The 19,726-nt window shown below is 31.6% G+C and carries 16 protein-coding genes and 1 pseudogene; 3 read left to right on the top strand and 14 right to left on the bottom strand.

Annotation, left to right across the window (positions count from 1 at the left end):
• Positions 1 to 205: pseudogene (locus E4T68_RS02180) on the bottom strand (hypothetical protein); the annotation flags it as partial.
• A gap of 204 nt (positions 206 to 409) precedes the next feature.
• Positions 410 to 1,528, bottom strand: coding sequence for a 3D domain-containing protein (locus E4T68_RS09940; protein WP_305037782.1), 1,119 nt, complete (start codon positions 1,526 to 1,528; stop codon positions 410 to 412).
• A gap of 191 nt (positions 1,529 to 1,719) precedes the next feature.
• Between E4T68_RS09940 and E4T68_RS02190 the strand changes: the two genes are divergently transcribed.
• From E4T68_RS02190 to clpP, 3 genes are all read left to right on the top strand, one after another.
• Entirely contained in the window at positions 1,720 to 2,196 is a 477-nt protein-coding gene (locus tag E4T68_RS02190) for a nucleoside 2-deoxyribosyltransferase (protein ID WP_135123679.1), read from the top strand.
• 58 nt (positions 2,197 to 2,254) lie between these two features.
• Positions 2,255 to 3,880 carry an ABC-F family ATP-binding cassette domain-containing protein gene (locus E4T68_RS02195; protein WP_135123681.1) on the top strand — a complete coding sequence of 542 codons (1,626 nt, stop codon included), beginning with the start codon at positions 2,255 to 2,257 and terminating at the stop codon, positions 3,878 to 3,880.
• A gap of 181 nt (positions 3,881 to 4,061) precedes the next feature.
• The gene (gene clpP, locus E4T68_RS02200) at positions 4,062 to 4,658 is read left to right on the top strand and encodes an ATP-dependent Clp endopeptidase proteolytic subunit ClpP (protein ID WP_135123683.1); all 597 of its coding nucleotides are present in this window, start codon (positions 4,062 to 4,064) and stop codon (positions 4,656 to 4,658) included.
• A gap of 42 nt (positions 4,659 to 4,700) precedes the next feature.
• Here the strand turns inward: clpP and E4T68_RS02205 are convergent, their stop codons facing one another.
• The 12 genes from E4T68_RS02205 to nox form a co-directional block, all read right to left on the bottom strand.
• Positions 4,701 to 5,258 (bottom strand): VanZ family protein, encoded by a 558-nt coding sequence (locus E4T68_RS02205; protein ID WP_135123685.1) that lies wholly within the window; start codon positions 5,256 to 5,258, stop codon positions 4,701 to 4,703.
• 576 nt (positions 5,259 to 5,834) lie between these two features.
• Positions 5,835 to 6,146, bottom strand: a complete 312-nt coding sequence (locus E4T68_RS02210; protein WP_135123687.1) for a hypothetical protein — start codon at positions 6,144 to 6,146, stop codon at positions 5,835 to 5,837.
• Positions 6,147 to 6,158: 12 nt separating this feature from the next.
• Positions 6,159 to 6,911 (bottom strand): RNA methyltransferase, encoded by a 753-nt coding sequence (locus E4T68_RS02215; RefSeq protein ID WP_135123689.1) that lies wholly within the window; start codon positions 6,909 to 6,911, stop codon positions 6,159 to 6,161.
• Between the two features lie 11 nt (positions 6,912 to 6,922).
• Positions 6,923 to 7,747 (bottom strand): pur operon repressor, encoded by an 825-nt coding sequence (gene purR / locus E4T68_RS02220; protein ID WP_135123691.1) that lies wholly within the window; start codon positions 7,745 to 7,747, stop codon positions 6,923 to 6,925.
• A 64-nt stretch (positions 7,748 to 7,811) separates the two neighbouring features.
• Complete coding sequence (gene murF / locus E4T68_RS02225) at positions 7,812 to 9,176, bottom strand: UDP-N-acetylmuramoyl-tripeptide--D-alanyl-D-alanine ligase (RefSeq protein ID WP_228099219.1); 1,365 nt, start codon at positions 9,174 to 9,176, stop codon at positions 7,812 to 7,814.
• A 435-nt stretch (positions 9,177 to 9,611) separates the two neighbouring features.
• Entirely contained in the window at positions 9,612 to 10,556 is a 945-nt protein-coding gene (locus tag E4T68_RS02230; RefSeq protein WP_135123695.1) for a 3'-5' exoribonuclease YhaM family protein, read from the bottom strand.
• A 56-nt stretch (positions 10,557 to 10,612) separates the two neighbouring features.
• Complete coding sequence (locus tag E4T68_RS02235) at positions 10,613 to 13,363, bottom strand: AAA family ATPase (RefSeq protein ID WP_135123697.1); 2,751 nt, start codon at positions 13,361 to 13,363, stop codon at positions 10,613 to 10,615.
• Positions 13,364 to 14,587, bottom strand: coding sequence for a DNA repair exonuclease (locus E4T68_RS02240; protein WP_135123699.1), 1,224 nt, complete (start codon positions 14,585 to 14,587; stop codon positions 13,364 to 13,366).
• 38 nt (positions 14,588 to 14,625) lie between these two features.
• The gene (locus E4T68_RS02245) at positions 14,626 to 14,970 is read right to left on the bottom strand and encodes a YlbF family regulator (protein WP_135123700.1); all 345 of its coding nucleotides are present in this window, start codon (positions 14,968 to 14,970) and stop codon (positions 14,626 to 14,628) included.
• A 65-nt stretch (positions 14,971 to 15,035) separates the two neighbouring features.
• Positions 15,036 to 15,881 carry a DNA-processing protein DprA gene (locus E4T68_RS02250; RefSeq protein WP_135123702.1) on the bottom strand — a complete coding sequence of 282 codons (846 nt, stop codon included), beginning with the start codon at positions 15,879 to 15,881 and terminating at the stop codon, positions 15,036 to 15,038.
• Between the two features lie 501 nt (positions 15,882 to 16,382).
• On the bottom strand, positions 16,383 to 17,729 hold the full coding sequence (locus E4T68_RS02255; protein WP_245175680.1) for a hemolysin family protein: 1,347 nt from the start codon (positions 17,727 to 17,729) through the stop codon (positions 16,383 to 16,385).
• Positions 17,730 to 18,113: 384 nt separating this feature from the next.
• On the bottom strand, positions 18,114 to 19,481 hold the full coding sequence (nox, locus tag E4T68_RS02260; protein WP_135123706.1) for a H2O-forming NADH oxidase: 1,368 nt from the start codon (positions 19,479 to 19,481) through the stop codon (positions 18,114 to 18,116).
• Between the last annotated feature and the right edge of the window lie 245 nt (positions 19,482 to 19,726).

Raw genomic sequence — 19,726 nt, forward strand, 5'->3', positions numbered from 1 at the left:
TAGGTAATAATTTTATTTTTCTTAAATAACTCCCATAACGAATCAGTTGATTATGCCCACAATGATGACATTTTTCTATTTTTCTTTCCCAGCTGGCATGAATAATATGATATTTAATATGATGTTGCACGTCTTGAGTTAGCCAATTTTCTGGAAATTCAAATTCTTCTTCCAATTTCAATAATTTTCTGGTATTCTTATCCATGTGAAGCACCTCTTTACTATTTTCTCTCAACTTATAGTTTACTGGTTTGCTTCACTTTTTTCTATAAAAAAATAATCGTGTTGGCGAACTTTTTTGTTCACCAACACGATTTATTGTACACCCATTTTTCAGAAAAAACGTGTTGGCAAACAAAAGTTTTCCAACACGTTTTACTGTTTAATATAATCAGCATAAATTATATAACTATGGTTTCAAAATTGTTATTTTAACTTTTCGTCTACCAAAATGATTAGCTTCAGCAACTGTACCTACATGGACATCAATTCGTTTTCCTTTAATTGCCCCACCTGTATCAGCAGCTAAATATACACCGTACCCATGAACATGTACTAATGATCCTAATTTAATTACACTTGGATCAACAGCAATGACTTTTGGATTAATACGTAAATCAATTCCTGTTGCTGTATAAGGTGTTAGTCCAGGTTCTGTATAAGAATATGCTGTTGCTTCTACTTCAAATTCTGTTTCATTCCCTTGGGTAGCAATTTGTTGTTGAGTTGTTTCCTGTGGTCTAATCTGACTAGAAACAGCATAAGACATCGCCTTTGTTGTTGCTAATTGAGTAGTGTTTTGCAACTGCGTATGTGACGATTGCGATTGCTCATCTTGTCTTTGCACTTGTGCAACAGAACTACTTTCTTGTCTTGTCAAATGTAAACGTTGTGCTAAAGCCATTTGCTCTTCTAGTTTTTTTTGAGCCAATTGTGCTAAACGATCACGATTGTTATCTAACACGTGAAATAATTCTTGTTTCTGTTTTTTTAATGCTTCTGTTTCTTGATGTAAAACTGTTTTTATACGTGTCAACTCGTTTAACTGACTAGCTTGTGTTTCTTTTAGTTGTTTTAATTCGTGTACAGATTTTTGTGCATTTTCCAATTTTTCGTTTGTGGCACGTTGCAACTCTGAAATAATTGTGACACGTTCAAAAAAGTCAACCAAACTTTCAGAACTTAGTAATGCATGGATAAAATTTGTTACTGTATCATCTGTTTGTAGTGCAACTAATCGTTTTCTAGCTTGATCTTTTCTTATTTTAACAATGCCTTCCAATTCAGCTACTTTATCGGTTGATTGATTAATTTGATTAGTTAATGTAGTAATATTTTCTTGAAATGTCACTAAATCTTGCTCTTTAGTAGAAATCTCAGTAACAAACTGGTCGATTTGCGTTTCTAACGTACTAATATCATTTTGGACTTGTTCTTGTGTGATATTTGCATACACTGGTTTAGATACCAAAAGAGATGTTCCCACACAAAGTCCGAATAGGAATTTATAAATACACTTCTTTTGCATACATCGCTCCTTTATAAATCCATTGTAACAATTAAATAATACAAAAATATAACATTTATATTTCATTTTAATCCTAAATGTTATTTTTATGTAATATTTCATCTAAATAAGTTACATTCGTAATCTAAATGTAATATTTAAAGGGTGAATTTTATATTACAATAAGAATAAAACAAACTGAGGTGATTATTATGACAAAACTATATTTTGCAAGTCCTTTATTTTCTGAAATGGAGCAACAATTTAATGCAGCGCTTGTTCAACGTATTAGAGAAGCATATCCTCATATAGAAGTTTATTTGCCACAAGAGCAAGCGGATATTAATGATAAAAACGCTTATGCTAATTCAACATTAATTGCTAAAATTGATACGGAGCATCTTCTTTCCAGTCAGTTATTAATTGCAATTTTAGACGGATCAAGTATTGATGTAGGCGTAGCTAGTGAGATTGGTGTTGCCTACCAAGCAGGAATACCTATTTTGGCACTATATTCTGACGTTAGACAACAAGGAGCAACTAATGCTCAAAAAATAGCTGCTTTGCAAGAAGTTGCAGAATCTCAATTTGCATACATTAACTTGTATACAGTGGGGCTTATTAAACTAAATGGAGAAATCGTAACGTCTTCAAGCACTTTAATAGAACATATAAAGAACTATATTTAACTTTTTCTTATTATTATGTTAGAATGGTAAAGACTATAAATATATTGGAGGGAACATATTGCTTACAGTATCAAATATCAGTTTATTATTTTCTGATCGCAAACTTTTTGACAATGTGAATATTTCATTTACACCTGGGAACTGTTACGGTGTTATCGGAGCAAACGGTGCTGGAAAATCAACATTCTTAAAAATCTTATCCGGAGAAATCCAACCAACTACTGGAGATGTTATTTTAGACCCACATGAAAGACTATCTGTATTAAGCCAAAATCACTACGGATTTGAACAATATACAATTTTAGAAACAGTTATCATGGGAAATAAACGTCTGTATGACATTATGAAAGAAAAAGACGCACTATATGCTAAAGAAGATTTTTCAGAAGAAGACGGTGTACGTGCTGGAGAACTTGAAGGTGAATTTGCCGAATTAAATGGTTGGGAAGCAGAAAGTGATGCCTCTATATTATTACAAGGATTAGGCATTACTGAAGATTTACATGGTAAACGCATGTCTGAACTCATAGAACCTCAAAAAGTTAAAGTATTGCTAGCTCAAGCATTATTTGGACAACCAGATGTTTTATTATTAGACGAGCCTACCAATGGTTTGGATAAAGCCTCTATTGACTGGTTATCTGACTTCTTATTAGATTTTCCAAACACTGTTATCGTTGTATCGCATGACCGTCATTTCTTAAATACAGTATGTACACACATGGCAGATGTTGATTTTGGAAAAATTCAACTTTATGTCGGAAATTACGATTTCTGGTTAAAATCTAGCCAGTTGGCAGCAAAACTAGCTGCTGATGCCAATGCTAAAAAAGAAGAAAAAATTAAAGAATTACAAGAATTTATTGCACGTTTTAGTGCCAATGCTTCAAAATCTAAACAAGCAACATCACGTAAAAAAATGTTAGATAAAATTACATTAGACGACATTCAACCGTCCTCACGTAAATACCCATTTGTTGGCTTTACTATTGAACGTGAAATTGGAAATGACTTACTATTGGTTGAAAATTTATCTAAAACCATTGACGGTGAAAAAGTGTTAGACAATATTTCATTTACCATTAATAAAGATGATAAAGTCGCCTTTTTAAGTCGTAAAGATATTGCAACCACTACTCTATTTAAAATTTTAAGTGGCGAAATGGAACCAGATAGCGGCTCTTATAAATGGGGTGTAACAACAAGTCGTTCTTACTTACCAAAAGATACAACTGAAGAATTCAATTCAGACTTATCTATTTTAGAATGGTTACGTCAATACGCTGCTCAAGAAGAAAGTGACAACACATTTTTGCGTAGTTTCCTAGGTCGTATGCTTTTCTCTGGTGAAGATGTCATGAAAAAAGTAAACGTCCTATCTGGAGGAGAAAAAGTACGTTGCATGCTGTCTAAAATGATGCTAGCAAAATCTAATGTTTTACTATTAGATGATCCAACAAACCATCTTGATTTAGAGTCTATTACAGCCTTAAATGACGGTATGATTGCTTTTAAAGGTTCTCTATTATTTACATCACATGACTACGAATTTATTAACACTATTGCCAATCGTATCATTGAAGTTACACCAAATGGTGTTGTAGATCGCTTATCTACAACGTATGAAGAATACTTAAATGACAATGCTGTACAAGAGCGTGTAAATGCTCTGTATAATGTATAAATAGTCATAAAATTGGTCATATAAAATGGCATGAAATCATGTTGAGTTCATGCCGTTTTATTTCAATCATTTTATTTTGTTTGTTCATTAATCAAGTACATTTCAACACAAAGCAATTTACTTTACTAGATACACGTATCATTTTATACTAATAATGGTTAGAAAAAATGGAGGAACATTTATGAATTTAATTCCAACAGTTATTGAGCAATCATCTCGTGGTGAGCGTGCTTATGATATTTACTCAAGACTTTTAAAAGATCGTATTATTATGTTAAGTGGACCGATTGATGATGATGTTGCAAATTCAGTCATCGCTCAACTCTTATTTTTAGAGGCACAAGACCCTGAAAAAGATATTTATTTATACATCAACTCTCCTGGCGGAAGCGTTTCTGCAGGTTTAGCTATCTACGATACAATGAATTTTATTAGAGCTGATGTACAAACAATTGTTATTGGATTAGCTGCCTCAATGGGAAGTTTTTTAGCCTCATCTGGATCAAAAGGAAAACGTTATGCTTTACCTAATGCAGAAATCATGATTCATCAACCTTTAGGTGGTGCGCAAGGTCAAGCAACAGAAATTGAAATTGCAGCTAAACATATTTTATTCACGCGTGAACGCTTAAATAAAATTTTAGCTAAAAATACTGGACAAAAAATCACTAAAATTGCCAAAGACACTGACCGTGACAATTGGTTAACTGCTGAGGAAGCCAAAACGTACGGTTTAATTGATGACATTATGGTCAGTTCAAAGGACATGAAAAAATAACTGTCACAAAAAAGTCTACTTCAATAACGAAGTAGACTTTTTCTAGTGTATGTCAAAATAATGAATAGCTTTATCCGCTAACATTTTTCCAATCATTAAACCAATATAGTTTGCTAATAAATCTCCTAAATCAAAAAAACCTAAATAAAATATATATTGTATCACTTCTGCACTGAACAAGCAGACCATAGCTAATCGCATTTTTTTCTTAGTAGAACATAAACAGCCCAAAGGGATTAAAAATAAAATATTCATAAACGGAATAAAACTATCTCCGTTATAAATATCAATAAGAAACGACAACGGGTTCAAATCATACCCTCTTACGCCAATTGATTTAAAAAATAATAAATAGATTAAAAATAACATGTAAATGCTGGCAAATATATAAATCACAGGCTTATGAAGCTTTTTGGTCCATAAGGCTATACTGATGTACGTTAAAAAAAATGCTGCAATAATATTAATCGAAAAAACTAATAAAAAATCTTCTCCTGCAAATGGAAATATACTTAACGGGAGATACAAAAAATCCATATAAATCCATCGGAACAAAAAGAAATAAAAAACATACACTAATAAGTAACCTATTTTTTTCATGATAACGCTGCCTTTCTTAATAATTGATGTTACAATTATAACAAGGAAACGTTTTAAAATCAAAAAAAGGACGATTTTTATGAAATTTTAAAAAAAATATGTGTTAGTGTATTTATACTATCTTTCATCATCCCTTTAATCTCTGTCCATGCTGCAACTTTTTTATCTTATAATGGACAAGGCATTTGGGATAAAAAATCTAATAGTTCGTTTTATAACAATCATCATAATAAAGTTTATCGTGTTAATCATTATCAAGAAAAAGATCGTTTTTCTTCTACTACTGATAGTACTGGGCTTACCGTTAAATTAAATAAAAACGATTGGTGGGGCTATACAACTATTGCTAGTCGTACTTTTTATGGGACAACTTCAGGATCTTTTTCTTCTCAGTTACCAACAGGAAATTTCTCTTTATATTTTAGTAGTACAGAAAGAGCAAGAACATTTAACATTTCAGGTACTATAACAGATTAATCATTATCATTTAAACGTTTCCACAATCATAAATAACCACATGATCTTTCAGAATTTTATCTGATTTCATGTGGTTATTTCTATCATAATGAATGTATGTTATTTACTTTTTAGCATAAAATAGACAATAATAATATGAATAACGAGGCGAATAGCATGCTTTCCCCAGTTTATTTTGTCATGTGTTTTCCCCGCTTCAAAAGCAGATAATTGGATAAGTGTTACAGCCAAAACAACAATAAAGGCATTTTGCGATAATGTTTTTAACGTATGTAAAACAATCGTATATCCTAAAAGAATAACTCCTGATAAAAAACCTGTAAAGGCTGATTTTGGTAATTTTTTCCAATGTTTAATTAATCCAACTATAATGCAAATCATATATATAATTGTAAATACTTCAATAATCATCGTAACACTCCTCTACTTTTTCATAAAATGGTACATTATTAAGCTAGCAGCAACAGCAACATTTAGTGACTCTGCTTTTCCTTGCATAGGAATAAAAATCGGTTGATCACTAGCTTCTAACAGTGCTTGCTGTACTCCACTGCCTTCATTTCCTACTATCACAGCACAATTTTGGATTGGCTCAATATCAAATAAAGATTGCGATCTTTCATGTAAAGATGTTCCATAGACTTTAATACGATTGGCTTTAAAGTGTTGAATAGTATCTAATAAATCCACTTTACAAACCACAATATGAAATTGACTGCCTTGCATCGCACGAATAGTTTTGTCATTATAAATATCCACTGAGCCACTGCCTACCAAAACGGCTGAAAAGCCTGCTGCATCAGCTGTTCTAATAATCGTTCCTAAGTTTCCAGGATCTTGAACAGCATCAATCAACATGTATTTACCATGTGATAAATCAAGTGTCGGCTCATTCATAGAAACGACTGCAAAAATAGCTTGTGGCGTTTGTGTTTGCGCCAGTAGCTTCACAATATCTTCACTAATCATATAGATGGGCACCTGAATAACCGCTCCATACTGTTCATACATGGCTTGATTCATCATGCAATACTGAACATACGGACTTTTTAAGGCTTCCTCAACAAGATGCCAACTCTCAATTAAGTATGCCTTTGCTTGCTTTCTTCCTTTAGTTGTTAATAATTTTTTCCATTGCTTGACATAATCATTATGTACTGACGTTATTTTCTGCATAATCCCTCTAATTATTTTCTTTTTTCAATATAATTTCCTAAACTAGCAACAATGTATTTGCGTTTATAGTCTAATTCATCTACACATAATAGTGACGTATACGATGGTGCTTCATTTTTACCATGAAATTTTGACTCAACAAATACAGAAATTCCAACAACTTTAGCACCAAATTCTTCAACTAAACTACACATCCCATTAATTGTTCCGCCGCCCTTTAAAAAGTCATCAACAATTAATACTCGATCACCTTCATTTAAACTTCTCTTAGATAGCTCCATTTTTTCGACACGTTTTGATGAGGCGGATGCGTAATTTACACTTACTGTTGATCCTTCGGTAATTTTAGAATCACGTCTAACAATAACAAACGGTACACCCAATTCTCTAGCAACAGCTTGAGCTAATGGGACACCTTTTGTTGCAACTGTCATCACAACATCAATATGTTTCATCATATATGGTGTAGCAATTAATTTTCCTACTCTTGCTAAAATATTTGGACTTCCTAATAAATCAGACAAGTACACATATTCTCCTGGTAAAATACGCTCTGGATCTTCTAATTGTGTTTTTAAAAAATTCATCACTTGTTTCGCTTCATATTTTTGCATGAGCGGTAAAAAGCGAACCCCACCAGCAGACCCTGGAACAGTTTCAATCGTTCCTGTCCCTCGTGTTTCAAATGTTTCCTTGACTAAAACCAAATCCTCACTAATAGATGATTTAGCAGATTCATACTTATTTGCAAAATATGATAATGGAATCAATCGAACTGGATTAGATACTAAATACTGTGTCATATCAATTAAGCGTTCAGTACGTTTTATCTTCATGATTAACCTCTTAAATAAATATAATAATGCTTATATTATACACAAAATCCTATTTTTTTCAACTTTATTGTTCGTGTTTTTCTCTTAAATCGTTGACTAAATCAAGTAATCTGGTTCCATAACTTGACTTTATAAGGACTAGGTCATCTTGTTGTAGAACGTGTCTTAACATATCGCTAAGACGTGATTTATCATCTAATTCATGCCAAACTGGACAGTCATGTTGTTTTAATAAAACATGATATAAAGACAACATATTTTCCCCGTATAAATAAATTCCTGCTAAACGTGTACAGTCTATACTATCTACAATAGACTCATGTAGTGCTTGAGAATCTTTTCCTAATTCTTTCATATCTCCCAAAACTAAATATTTACGATGTTTCGTTTCAATTTCTTGAAAATCTTTAATAATTGCTTTCATAGATGTTGGACTGGCATTGTACGCATCATTTAACAAACGGCTATTATTTATCCCTTTTACCCACTCTAAACGATTAGCTGTTAATGTAAAATATGCTAAAGCCTCTTGCATATCCTTATCACTCACGTTAAAATGTCGCCCCACTAATAAAGCAATCATGGCATTATAAGCATTATAAGCTCCAATAATTGGCAGAGTAAATACATGCTCACTTTGTGCAACTTTAAATATTGTTTTATGTGCGTTAGTTTCCACATCAATCAACTGCATTGTTGCAGAAACGTCCTTACCAAATGTTTGTTTATGTATGTGTGGAACATCTTTTGCTAATAATGGTTCTTCATTCGGCACAATTAACACTCCGTTTTCAACTAAACCAGACACAATCTCTAATTTTGCTTTGGCAATTCCCTCACGACTTCCCAATGCTTCTAAATGACTATCTCCAATTAATGTAATTACTGCTACATCAGGATTAGCTAAACATGATAACTTCTCAATTTGTCCAAAATCATCCATGCCCATTTCTAACACTAATATTTCAGTCGTTTCTGGCATCCCTAAAATTGTCATCGGAACACCGATATCATTATTATAATTCCCTTGCGTTTTATACGTTCTATACTGTTTAGCCAAGACAGATTCAACCATATCTTTAGTTGTTGTTTTACCATTACTTCCTGTAATTGCAACGACTTTTGGATTAGTTGTTTTCAAATAATATGTTGCTAAATCTTGTAGAGCTTGTAAAGTATCATCAACAAAAATGCAGGCAATATTATCTGGTGCTTCATCTTGAGGTCTATCCCAAAACGTTACAGTTGCACCTTGTTCACAGGCATGCTGCACATAATTGTGCCCGTCAGTTGTACCTTTTAAAGGGACAAACAAACTATTTTTCTGGCATAACTGTGAATTAAAAGACACAGACTCAACTTCAGCAAAACGATTTGCTGACGTGTAATCAATCGCCTTAACTGCCTTTACAATTTCTACTATAGTCATTTTTCGCATATATACACCTACTTACATTATTTCTATTAAGTATATCAGTCAATAAGGAACTTTTCAATAAAGCTATACTTCGCTTAGTTATTCGTATCTTACTTCCAAATTTTTATATATTATAATGATTATCCCTCTTTTTTACACCAATTGACATGCATACACTATATATGTATAGGTTTAGTATAAGAAAACTTTTATGACATAACATTGGTAAAAAATAGAATTACTCTTCTTTATGTAAAAACAATCGTATTGGCAAACTTTGTAAGTTACCAATACAATTTATTGTATACTCTAAAAAAACGGCTTTAAATCTAAACGTTATCCAAAAAGATTTAAAGCCATTTAAGTTTGTTCCATCACTCTACTATGTAACAACAATATACTTTTCCATATAAAGCATACGCTCTCATACAACACACTTCAAAATAATTAATTTATATTTCGTTTTGGTTTATAAAATTGACGGCTATCTAATCCATAAATTTTATCAGTATATTCGTTATAGCCTACTTTTTCTAAAGCTGTACTAATCATATTAATACTTGCATCAAGCATATCAATATGATGTAAAATCTCTGCTTCCATTACTCTAGGCAAAACTGGAGAACCATATTCCAAACGTCCATGGTGCGATAGTACCACATGCTTAAGCAGTAAAACACTTTCATGTGTTGGATCAATATTCAATTCGATACAAGTTTTCGTAATTTCATCAGACATCAGTACAATATGCCCAATCAAATTACCTTGTATTGTATACTCTGTTCCAACACTTCCAGATAATTCTATAACTTTTCCAATATCGTGCAATAAAACACCAGAGGTCAACAATGAGCGATTAATACCTGGATATTGGTTCATAATAGCATCAGCTAAACGGAGCATGGATAATGTATGAAAACTTAATCCTCCAGTTACGGCATGATGATGACGTTTTGCAGCTGGAAAATCATAAAATTCTTGTTCATATCGTTTATGAATATGCCGAACAATTCTAGCCATAATGGCATCTTCAATCCAACATAATGCTACATTAACTTCATTTTTGATATCATTCATACTAATTGGTACACGTTCAATTAAAGAGTCTACTGGAACATCTTCTACAACTTTTAACCCTTGTATTTTAATTTGAGGGGCATTGTTGTACACCTCACGCTTTCCATTTAGCCACACTACTTTTCCCACTTGAAATTCTTGAACATCATCTTGTGATGCTCCCCAAAATTTAGCATCAATCTGCCCACTTTTATCTTGGAATGTAAAGGCAATATATCTCTTTTCTGTCTTAGTAATACGCACATCTGCCGTTTTTATAAGAACAGGCAATGACATATCCTCTCCTATTGCGTAGTCATAAATTTTTTTACTCATGTTTAACCTCCCTTGTCTTAAAAATAGTGGTCATATAAACATACAATCAACCTAACTTAAACATGTAAAGAAATTGTTTGAACATTGGAAATCGTATTCGTTATTTCAGAATTAAATGTAAAATAGAAAATTTGATGTGTTTCACTTAACTCCTCTAAAATAGCATATATAGCTCGTCTTCTAGTATCATCAAAATTGACAAAGCAATCATCAATTAAAATAGGTAAAACTAACATTTCTGATATGTTTTTAATAAACGCCAAGCGAATAGCCACATATAATTGTTCTAATGTACCTTGAGACAACTCTTTTAATTCAAAACTAAGATGTTTATCTTGACTGGCAACTCTTATTGAATTTTGATTAAAGTGAAGCATACTATAGCGATAATTGGTCAAACGACTGAAATAGATTTGTGCATCACTAAGAACTTGCTCGATATGAGTTTGTTTTCCGCTTTGTAATAGAATTTCTATCAATCTTGAAGATACTAATAATTCTCCGACTTGTTCAACTAATTCTATAGTATCCTGCTCAATGATAGTGTATTCTTGTTGTAGTTGAGCATATGTTCCGTCTTGTTCATACTGTTGTTTATTCTGTCTAGTTATTGCCAAGCGTTCTAAGCAGTTTTGCAACTTATTTTGGATTTCTCTCTCCTCATCACATAAATGATGATACATTGCTTGCATACTCTCTTTATCCTCATATTCGCCTAAACGAGCTACAGTATCCTCATCTAGTTGCTCTTTTAACACACATATTTTTTGTGCAATAGTATCATGTTGCTTGTCCTGTTCTAACAACATATACAACTGCTCTCTTGTTTGTACATGATACTGTTGGAATAGAGATTGCTCACTTTGTCTTAACCTATTTAATTTGTTTTCCACCTCACGCACATCTCTATTTAATTGTTGATAGCGTGCCATATTTTCTTGCAACCTAATCTCTTCAATCTTTAAAGTATCCATAAACGGTTTAAATGATGTGACTACTTGTCTTAATAATTGTGTATATGGTAATGTTTCATCTTTTCCCATAAACGCCTGACTATAAACATCAAACCATTGATAGTACTCTGCACAAGTTTCTTCAATTTGTTTTAATTCCATGCTTAAACGTTCATGCTCACTTTCTATTTGCTGTATATCGTATAGACTACTGTCATTTAACTGAGATAAAGATAATGATAAAGGCACTTTATGGGCATGTTTCCACAAATTTTCACGTTCTTGATAACGTTCCATTTGTATCGTCCATTCATTTTCTAGTTGTGTAAGTTGAGCATAATTTTTTTCGTATTCCGATAAATAATCTTGTTCATGACGTAATTGATGAATGATTTGTTGACGATATTCTTTTTCTCCTCTCAAGCGTTTTTGAGTTTGTCCTCTATTGTATACATACCAAACAAATCCAACTATACATGCTCCAACACTTACTAACAGACCTGAAAATATTTTAAAAAATATGCTTAGTATAATCCCAATGCTTCCTAGCCCCATGCATATAGCACTTATCCAAGGAAAAGATATTTTTTCTTTAGTATTCTCTGTATTAATTTGAGCTAATTGTGCTATCTTTTCTTTTTGAACACTTATTTTTGCATACTCTTGCGTTTTTTCGTGTTCAAGATCATGTTTTCGAGTCATTAACTGATTATATACATACATTAATTGCTTGTATTCCTCGTCTTGTAACAATTCAGCCGATGGAATACTCTCGTCATCTAGCACGCCAAGTTTTGCTCGTTCTTTGTCTAACAATTCCTGTTTTGCACTATAATTAAACTCGATTTGTAATAACTGTTGCAGTACTCTATCAATTTGAGGCATTCGTTGCATAATATACTTCAATTCGTCTTTATGCTCAATATACCATTTTATACGTTCTGTGGGTGCCAATCGTTCTTGTTGGAGTCTTTCTTTAAAGACAATCAAACGTTTTTCCTGCTCTTCGATTTGTATCCGTAAACGCTCAATATGAGAAGATAAATCTTTAGGTAAAGAAATTGTCTGTTCATTGTATTGTGCTAGCAATCGTTTATGCTCTAATTGAATATCATATAAGGCTAAATCTTTTTCTAGTTGATAAATTTGTTTTTTTAAGCTCTGTTCTTTCTGTATCAAAATATTTTGTTCTTGTGTTAACTGCTCTAATGTTTCAACACATTCAACATAATGCTCTTGATATTGTTCAGCTTGCATTAATTTTTTGGACAAAAGTGATAGATCTTCTAGTTTTTGATTTAATAACGGCACTGTACCTGTAGGTTTGTATATTTTTTTGCTTTCATTTAACCAACTATCTCTTAAATGGAATAACTGATCACTTCCACTTGATCCAATAGTTAAAAAATATTTATTTAAGTCTTCTTTGTTCACATTTTCTAAACTATGCAAATGCTCCAGTTGTAAAGAAAAAAATCTATGATAGACTTCTAAAGAAATATTTTTTAACACATCTTCTAAAATACTATTTGGTAATGTATCTCCATGTTCATTGAAAATAGTGAGTTCACCCGTTGATGCACCTTTTTCTGTACGTATACGTTCGATAATTAAATGACCATAGGTTTCGTCCTCAATGTTTATTTTTCCACCATATTTACTAACTGTTTTAGGAACATACTCTGCATGTTTTCTTATTTTTGGAAAACCAAATAAAATATGTCGAATAAACGATTGAATAGTTGATTTTCCAGCCTCATTTTGTCCAAGAAATACAACCATTGATTCTGTAAAATCAAATGTTTGATTAGCCCATTTCCCATATCCATAAATTGTTAGACGTTTAATTCTCACCTATTCTTCACCACCTTTATAAAGTGCTAAAGCTAATCTATTAATCGCTCGTTTAATAATCGTTTCAGCTAATCCTTCATCAGATCTTAAAGAAGGCAATAGTGTTCTCATTTTAGTTTGTGAAAAAACACTTTGCATAGCTTCATCATATATGCTTTCATCAACTCCACGTTCTCGAATATCTTCCCAAACATTAAGCACGTCATCATTTAACATAATTTTTTGCGAATTATCTTGTAACACATTTTCTTCTTTAATCACATACACATGTTTTTTATTTAAACTCTCTTTCATCTCCCGTGTATTTAAAAGTTCTAATATCTCTGGAGAGACATCTGCATGAACATGCCACGTAATTGATACTAGATACGTTTTATCAGATTCCCATGTTTCAAATATGCAGCTTATATCTGTAATAATTTGTTCAAAATGATGGGTTTTAGAAATAGTATAATCTATTTTATTCCACTGTATTTTAGACGTATTTACCCATTCAATCTGTGTAGGTTTTCCTTTATTTAAGCTAACTAAAACGGCTCCTTTTTCGCCTGTTTCATGCCTATTCAATCCTTGAACATTTCCCGAATAAATAATGGGGGGCTGCTCTTGAAGGAGCATACGTTTATGAATATGCCCTAAAGCCCAATAATCATAGTGTTTATCATTTAATTCTTGGATAGAAAACGGAGCATAGACTCCTTCCTTACTTTGACTTCCCTCCAAATATCCATGCAACATGCCTATAGCATAATGTGTCATATTTTGGTGAATAGGATAACGTGTAATTTTTCGTTCTGTCACATGGTTGGTATCATAACTAAAGCCGTAAATATCAACTATTTCTCCTGAGTGGGTATGTAAAGTAATTTGTGTAACTTCTGATGACAATACATAAACATCTTTAGGTAAATTAACTAAGGGCTGATGTCCCATATAATCATGATTTCCATAACATAATACAACATGAATATGGTGTGCCAGTAATTTTTCAAGTTGCTCTTTCAAAAAAAATTGAGTTCTCACATTAGGTTTCGTTGAATTAAAACTATCGCCTACAATCAATACAATGTCGACCTGTTCATCAATTGCTTTTTGAACAAGTGATTGTACAGATTTTTCAGTAGCACTTTTCATTTGTTCCATTAAATCAGGATAGTGTGTTGTTATATTTTTAAAAGGACTATCCAAATGCATATCAGAAATATGCAAGCATTTTATACCCATACAACCTCCTTAGAAAAAAAGAGAACCTTAGTTCTCTCTTAATTGTTATAAATATCTGCTAATGGTTGTGTTATAATTTTATTTAAGTCTTCCATTAACACGCTCATTGCTTGCTCTGCCTTCATTAATGATACAATGAGTTCATTTTCTTGTGCTTTTAAAGCACCTTGTTGTGCTTCCTCAATATCTTTTTCACTTGGTTGTTTACCAGACATTTGCATTTCTTGAAACTTCATTGTAATAGCTTTAAAAGCTTCAAATTCTTTTTTAGCTTCTGCATTATTATGAACTTGTTCAAACGCCTCTTTTAACGCTTGGTATTCTTTAGATTTTCTTAGTTCTCTTTCCATATTATTTGCAATATCGTATAATTGTTGTGCCATAACTTTCTCCTTATTACGTATTAATGCTTAAATTATAACATATTTTTCTTAAAATAACCATATTCCTATATCCTACTTTGATTTAAACAATCAATAATATCTTGTTGATTTAATAGGTAATAAGCACCTTGTTGAAGTAATTGATGATTACCTTGCACTTGTTCTTGAAATAAAGGTGTAGGTGCCACAATAATATCTTTATTTTGCTCAATTCCACAGTAAGCTGTATACATAGCTAAAGTATATTTAGCACTTTCAATCATACACAAACAAGACGAAATCCCTGCAACTAATTCACCAATACGCTGCAAAGTTTGCACTTTAGAGCATTCCAAGGGTAATTCAGTTAGGACCAACCCTGTTTTTTCTAGTTTTTTTTGAAGGAAAATATGCTTTAAAGGGTTGTAGTGTTCAAAGCTAGTAGATAACATTATTACACATTTATGTTGGGTTGATATCAATGAATCAAATAAGGTTGCACTTGTTTTAAACAATAAACTCCCTGTAAAAACACTCGGAGGCAACGACACAATCATTTCAGATAAAATGCGTTCTCCATATAAGGATAAATTATCATGTGCAATTACCCCTAGTTTTTTCATTTTTAATAGCGAAATATCTCCCTTATAAAATAACACTAATGGTGGATGAGAGCAATTCAATAAACAGTTAGGATACTGTTCATCTACAATACTCAATATGTGAATATCATTTTCTTTATAAAGTTGGTATATGTGATGTATAGATTGAAATAACTCTAAAAATTGACTAGTATGTTTAATCTCTAAATGTTGTTCTACTATAATCTGATGTAATGATACTCCTTCTTGTAACATTTGCAACAATTTATGCCCAGTTTGAAGTGTTCCGTGCTGTCCATGTACATAAGCTACTAATATATCTTTTATCATATTATCACCTCACATATACTATACGTAAAAGATTAGTTTTTTTACACAATAAACAAATTTTTATGTTATCAATACATAATGCGACATTATCCCAACTGCTTTTAATCAATATACCTTATTATTTTCTTAATTTTTTAACATAATTTTTCTGTCCCACGATTAGTTAAAATTATTAAAGTCTATCACTTAAAATTTTTCCAATTTTTTCATCATACTACGATACCTATGTAACACCACATCAATATCATTATTACATACTTCCCTCTATTAACTATCTATTTTTTAACATACTATATACTTATGTTTGTAAATAGTACTTAATGCTCTCTTTTTATTCATTTTATATTCAACAATTTACCAAATTTTATGAACAATATAGTGCTTATTATTTTATAACACTTTTTCTTATATGATATTTTCCATAACTCTACTATTTCTAAAGACTTTACCTTTTGTACAAAAAAATCGTGTTGGTGGATTTGTACACCAACACGACTATATTTATTTTTCTTCTAAAATACGATCTTCCTTAAAAATAACATTGATACTTCTAATTCGTCCATTTTCAATCACAACAGGCTGTAAAAAGAAATCGTCTAATTCAACACGAACACCTTTTTCATTATCTTCAGGTAAATACCCTAACTGCTCTAATACAAAGCCAGCCATTGTATCAATTTCTTCTGAAACAATACTTGTTTGAAATAGATCGTTAAATTTTTCTATTGGCATAATACCATTGATATTGTATGCACGATTAGACATTTTACGATAATCTCTTGAAATTTCATCGTACTCATCTTCGATTTCTCCAACAATTTCTTCAATTAAATCTTCCATTGTGACAATTCCTTCAACACCACCATACTCATCTTTTAAAATTGCCATGTGTTGATGTTCTTTTCTAAAAGATACTAATAGGTCATCAATGTAAATTGTTGATGGAACAAACAATGCATCATTCATCAATTCACGTATATTGATAGAGTCAAATCCTTTCAAACGCGCCTGTTTTAATACATCTTTTACGTGTAATATACCAATCACACTATCTTTATCATCTTCGTAAATAGGAATACGTGAATAAGCACTTTCCACAATTTCTGTCCAAATTTCATCTAAATCATCTTCAACATCAATCATAAATGTATCTGTTCGAGGCACCATAACTTCTCTTGCCAGTTTTGAATCTAAAGATAACACGCCTTGCATCATTGTAAATTCTTCTAAATCAATAGCACCATCATTACGACTATTGTCTAGCAGTGCCTTCATTTCACTACGAGTCAGTTTTTCTTCTTGATTTTTAAATTCAATCGGCGTTAATTTCTTTAAAATTCCGGTTGAAAACGACAATAATCTGACAAAGGGCTTGAAAAATTTTTGTGTAATCATAACTAAACTAGCCGTAGATAATGCAATTTTTTCTGGCATTTGTAAAGCAACTTGTTTAGGGTATAACTCTCCTAAAACTAATGTTAAATAAGATAACACTAATGTCACAACTAAAACGGAGAGAGTTGGACCAAAATCTCCTAAAACACTAATCAAAAATGGTTCAATTAGTTTAGTAAAACTTAATGATGCTGAACCACTGGATAGAAATCCAGCCAAAGTAATTAACACTTGAATAGTAGCTAAAAAATCATCAGAATTATCTAATAGTTTCAACACTTTAACGGCTTGCTTGTTTCCTTGTGCTTCTAATTGCTTAATTTTCATCACATTTAACGACACATACGCCAATTCTGTTGCCGAAAATAAAGCATTAATTGCTGTTAAAATAATAATCAATAAAATCTGGGCGGGTAAACCGTCGCTCATTCTATTTCCTTCTTTCGTTTTCAATAATTAACAATTACTTGTTACACTATATTGTAACAAAAATAAAACATAAAAATCAAGTAGTTAATCAAAAGAATACTATCCATAGTCTCATATACTGAAAAATGAACCATGAAAAAATTATCATGCATATAAGTTATATAGATAATTTTTGAAAAGAAAAAGTATACTATAGGAACTTCAGCAATTTCTGTTGATAGCAAAAAATTTAATTCACTTAGTTATATATAGTCAGTGAATTTTTGGGTCATAAATACGATTGGTTTATATACCAAAAATATCATATTACATTAGACAAATTCGTATTGCTTAAATAATGAAAAAGCCAGCGTCTAACGACGCTGACTAGTATCATTTAGAAAATAATTATAATTTTATATAGTTATGTTATTTAGCTAATAAACCAGCCATTGTAATATAGTTATATGGTTGATTGAAATGTGGTAAGAAGAAAATATCTAATAAAGCTAATCTTTCAATAGTCACTTTTTCTTGGATAGCTAATGAGAACATGTGAATACCCATTGACATATCTTCTTTAGATGCCATTTGGCAACCTAATACAACACGTGTTTGTCTGTCATATACAATTTTGATTTTTACTTCATAGTTGTCATGTTCAATAAATGCTGGTTTTTGTAAATCTGCATATTCTGTTACAACAGCATCATAACCAAAACGTTTAGCTTTTTCTAAAGTCAAACCAGTTGATACCATTTTTAAATCATAGATTGAAATACCATTTGATCCTTGTACCCCAATAGATTCTAAGTCTTTACCACAAACATTATGTGCAGCAACTAAACCTGAACGTACAGCATTTGTTGCCAAAGCAATATAATTTGTATCATTGATTGAGTTATCATAAACAGTTGCACAATCTCCAATAGCATAAACATCTGGATTGCTTGTTTGTTGACGTTTGTTAACTAAGAAGGCACCGTTTCTAAATAATTCTAACTCTCCATTACCTAAAGCTGTGTTTGGACGGAAACCAACAGCTAAAATAACCATATCTACATCAAATGTTTCTTTATCAGTTACTAAACGCTCTACTTTACCATTTCCTTCAACAGCTTGAACTGTTTGTCCAAATGCTAAACGAATACCATGATCTGCTAAGTTTTTACTCATCAAGTCTGTAAAGTCTTTATCGTAATAACCACCTAAACATGTTTCAGCAACATCTACTAAAGTCACTTCTTTACCTAAACGTTCAAAAGCTTCTGCTAATTCAACACCAATGTATCCTGCTCCAACAACAGCAACACGATGAATATCTTTATTTTTTAATTTTTCAATAACTTGTTCAGAGTTTTGATACAATTTAACGAATTGTAAGTTTTCTAATGTTGCTTCAAATTCTCTTGTACCTTCAACTAATTCAACACCTTTGATTGGTGGAATAATTGGTTGAGAACCAGTTGCTAAAATTAATTTATCGAATGATTCAACATGTTTTTGTCCATCTACAATAGCTGTTACTGTTTTTTCTGTATAATCAATATGCTCTACTGGAGAGTTCATATAAACTTTTGCTCCAGCTGCCTCTAATTTTTCTTTATTAGAATAGAATAAACCTTCTGGACCTGCAATTTGTTTTCCAATCCATAAAGCCATTCCACATCCTAAAAATGAAATATTTGAGTTTTGATCAAAAACAACAACTTCATTTTCTGTCCCGTAATTATTTAAAATAGCATTAATACAAGACGTTCCTGCGTGGTTCGCACCAACTACAACAATTTTACTCATTTCTTTTCCAGCCTTTCTTACTGATTAATCATATAGAAAAAGTTCTCTACAACCCTATTGTATCATACTTTAAGAGCAATGAAAATAAAATCATATGCATTTTTACTTTATTTTTGTTATTTTTGTTAGTTTAATAACTTTATTTAACTATTGATGCTCATGCTACTATTGAAACACCTTTAAAAATAAACCTTTTTTCCAATTATACTATATGTTATTACTATTGTTAGTGTAAAAACATTATC

This window comes from Granulicatella sp. WM01 (assembly GCF_004570605.1).
In the GTDB taxonomy this organism is placed as follows: domain Bacteria; phylum Bacillota; class Bacilli; order Lactobacillales; family Aerococcaceae; genus WM01.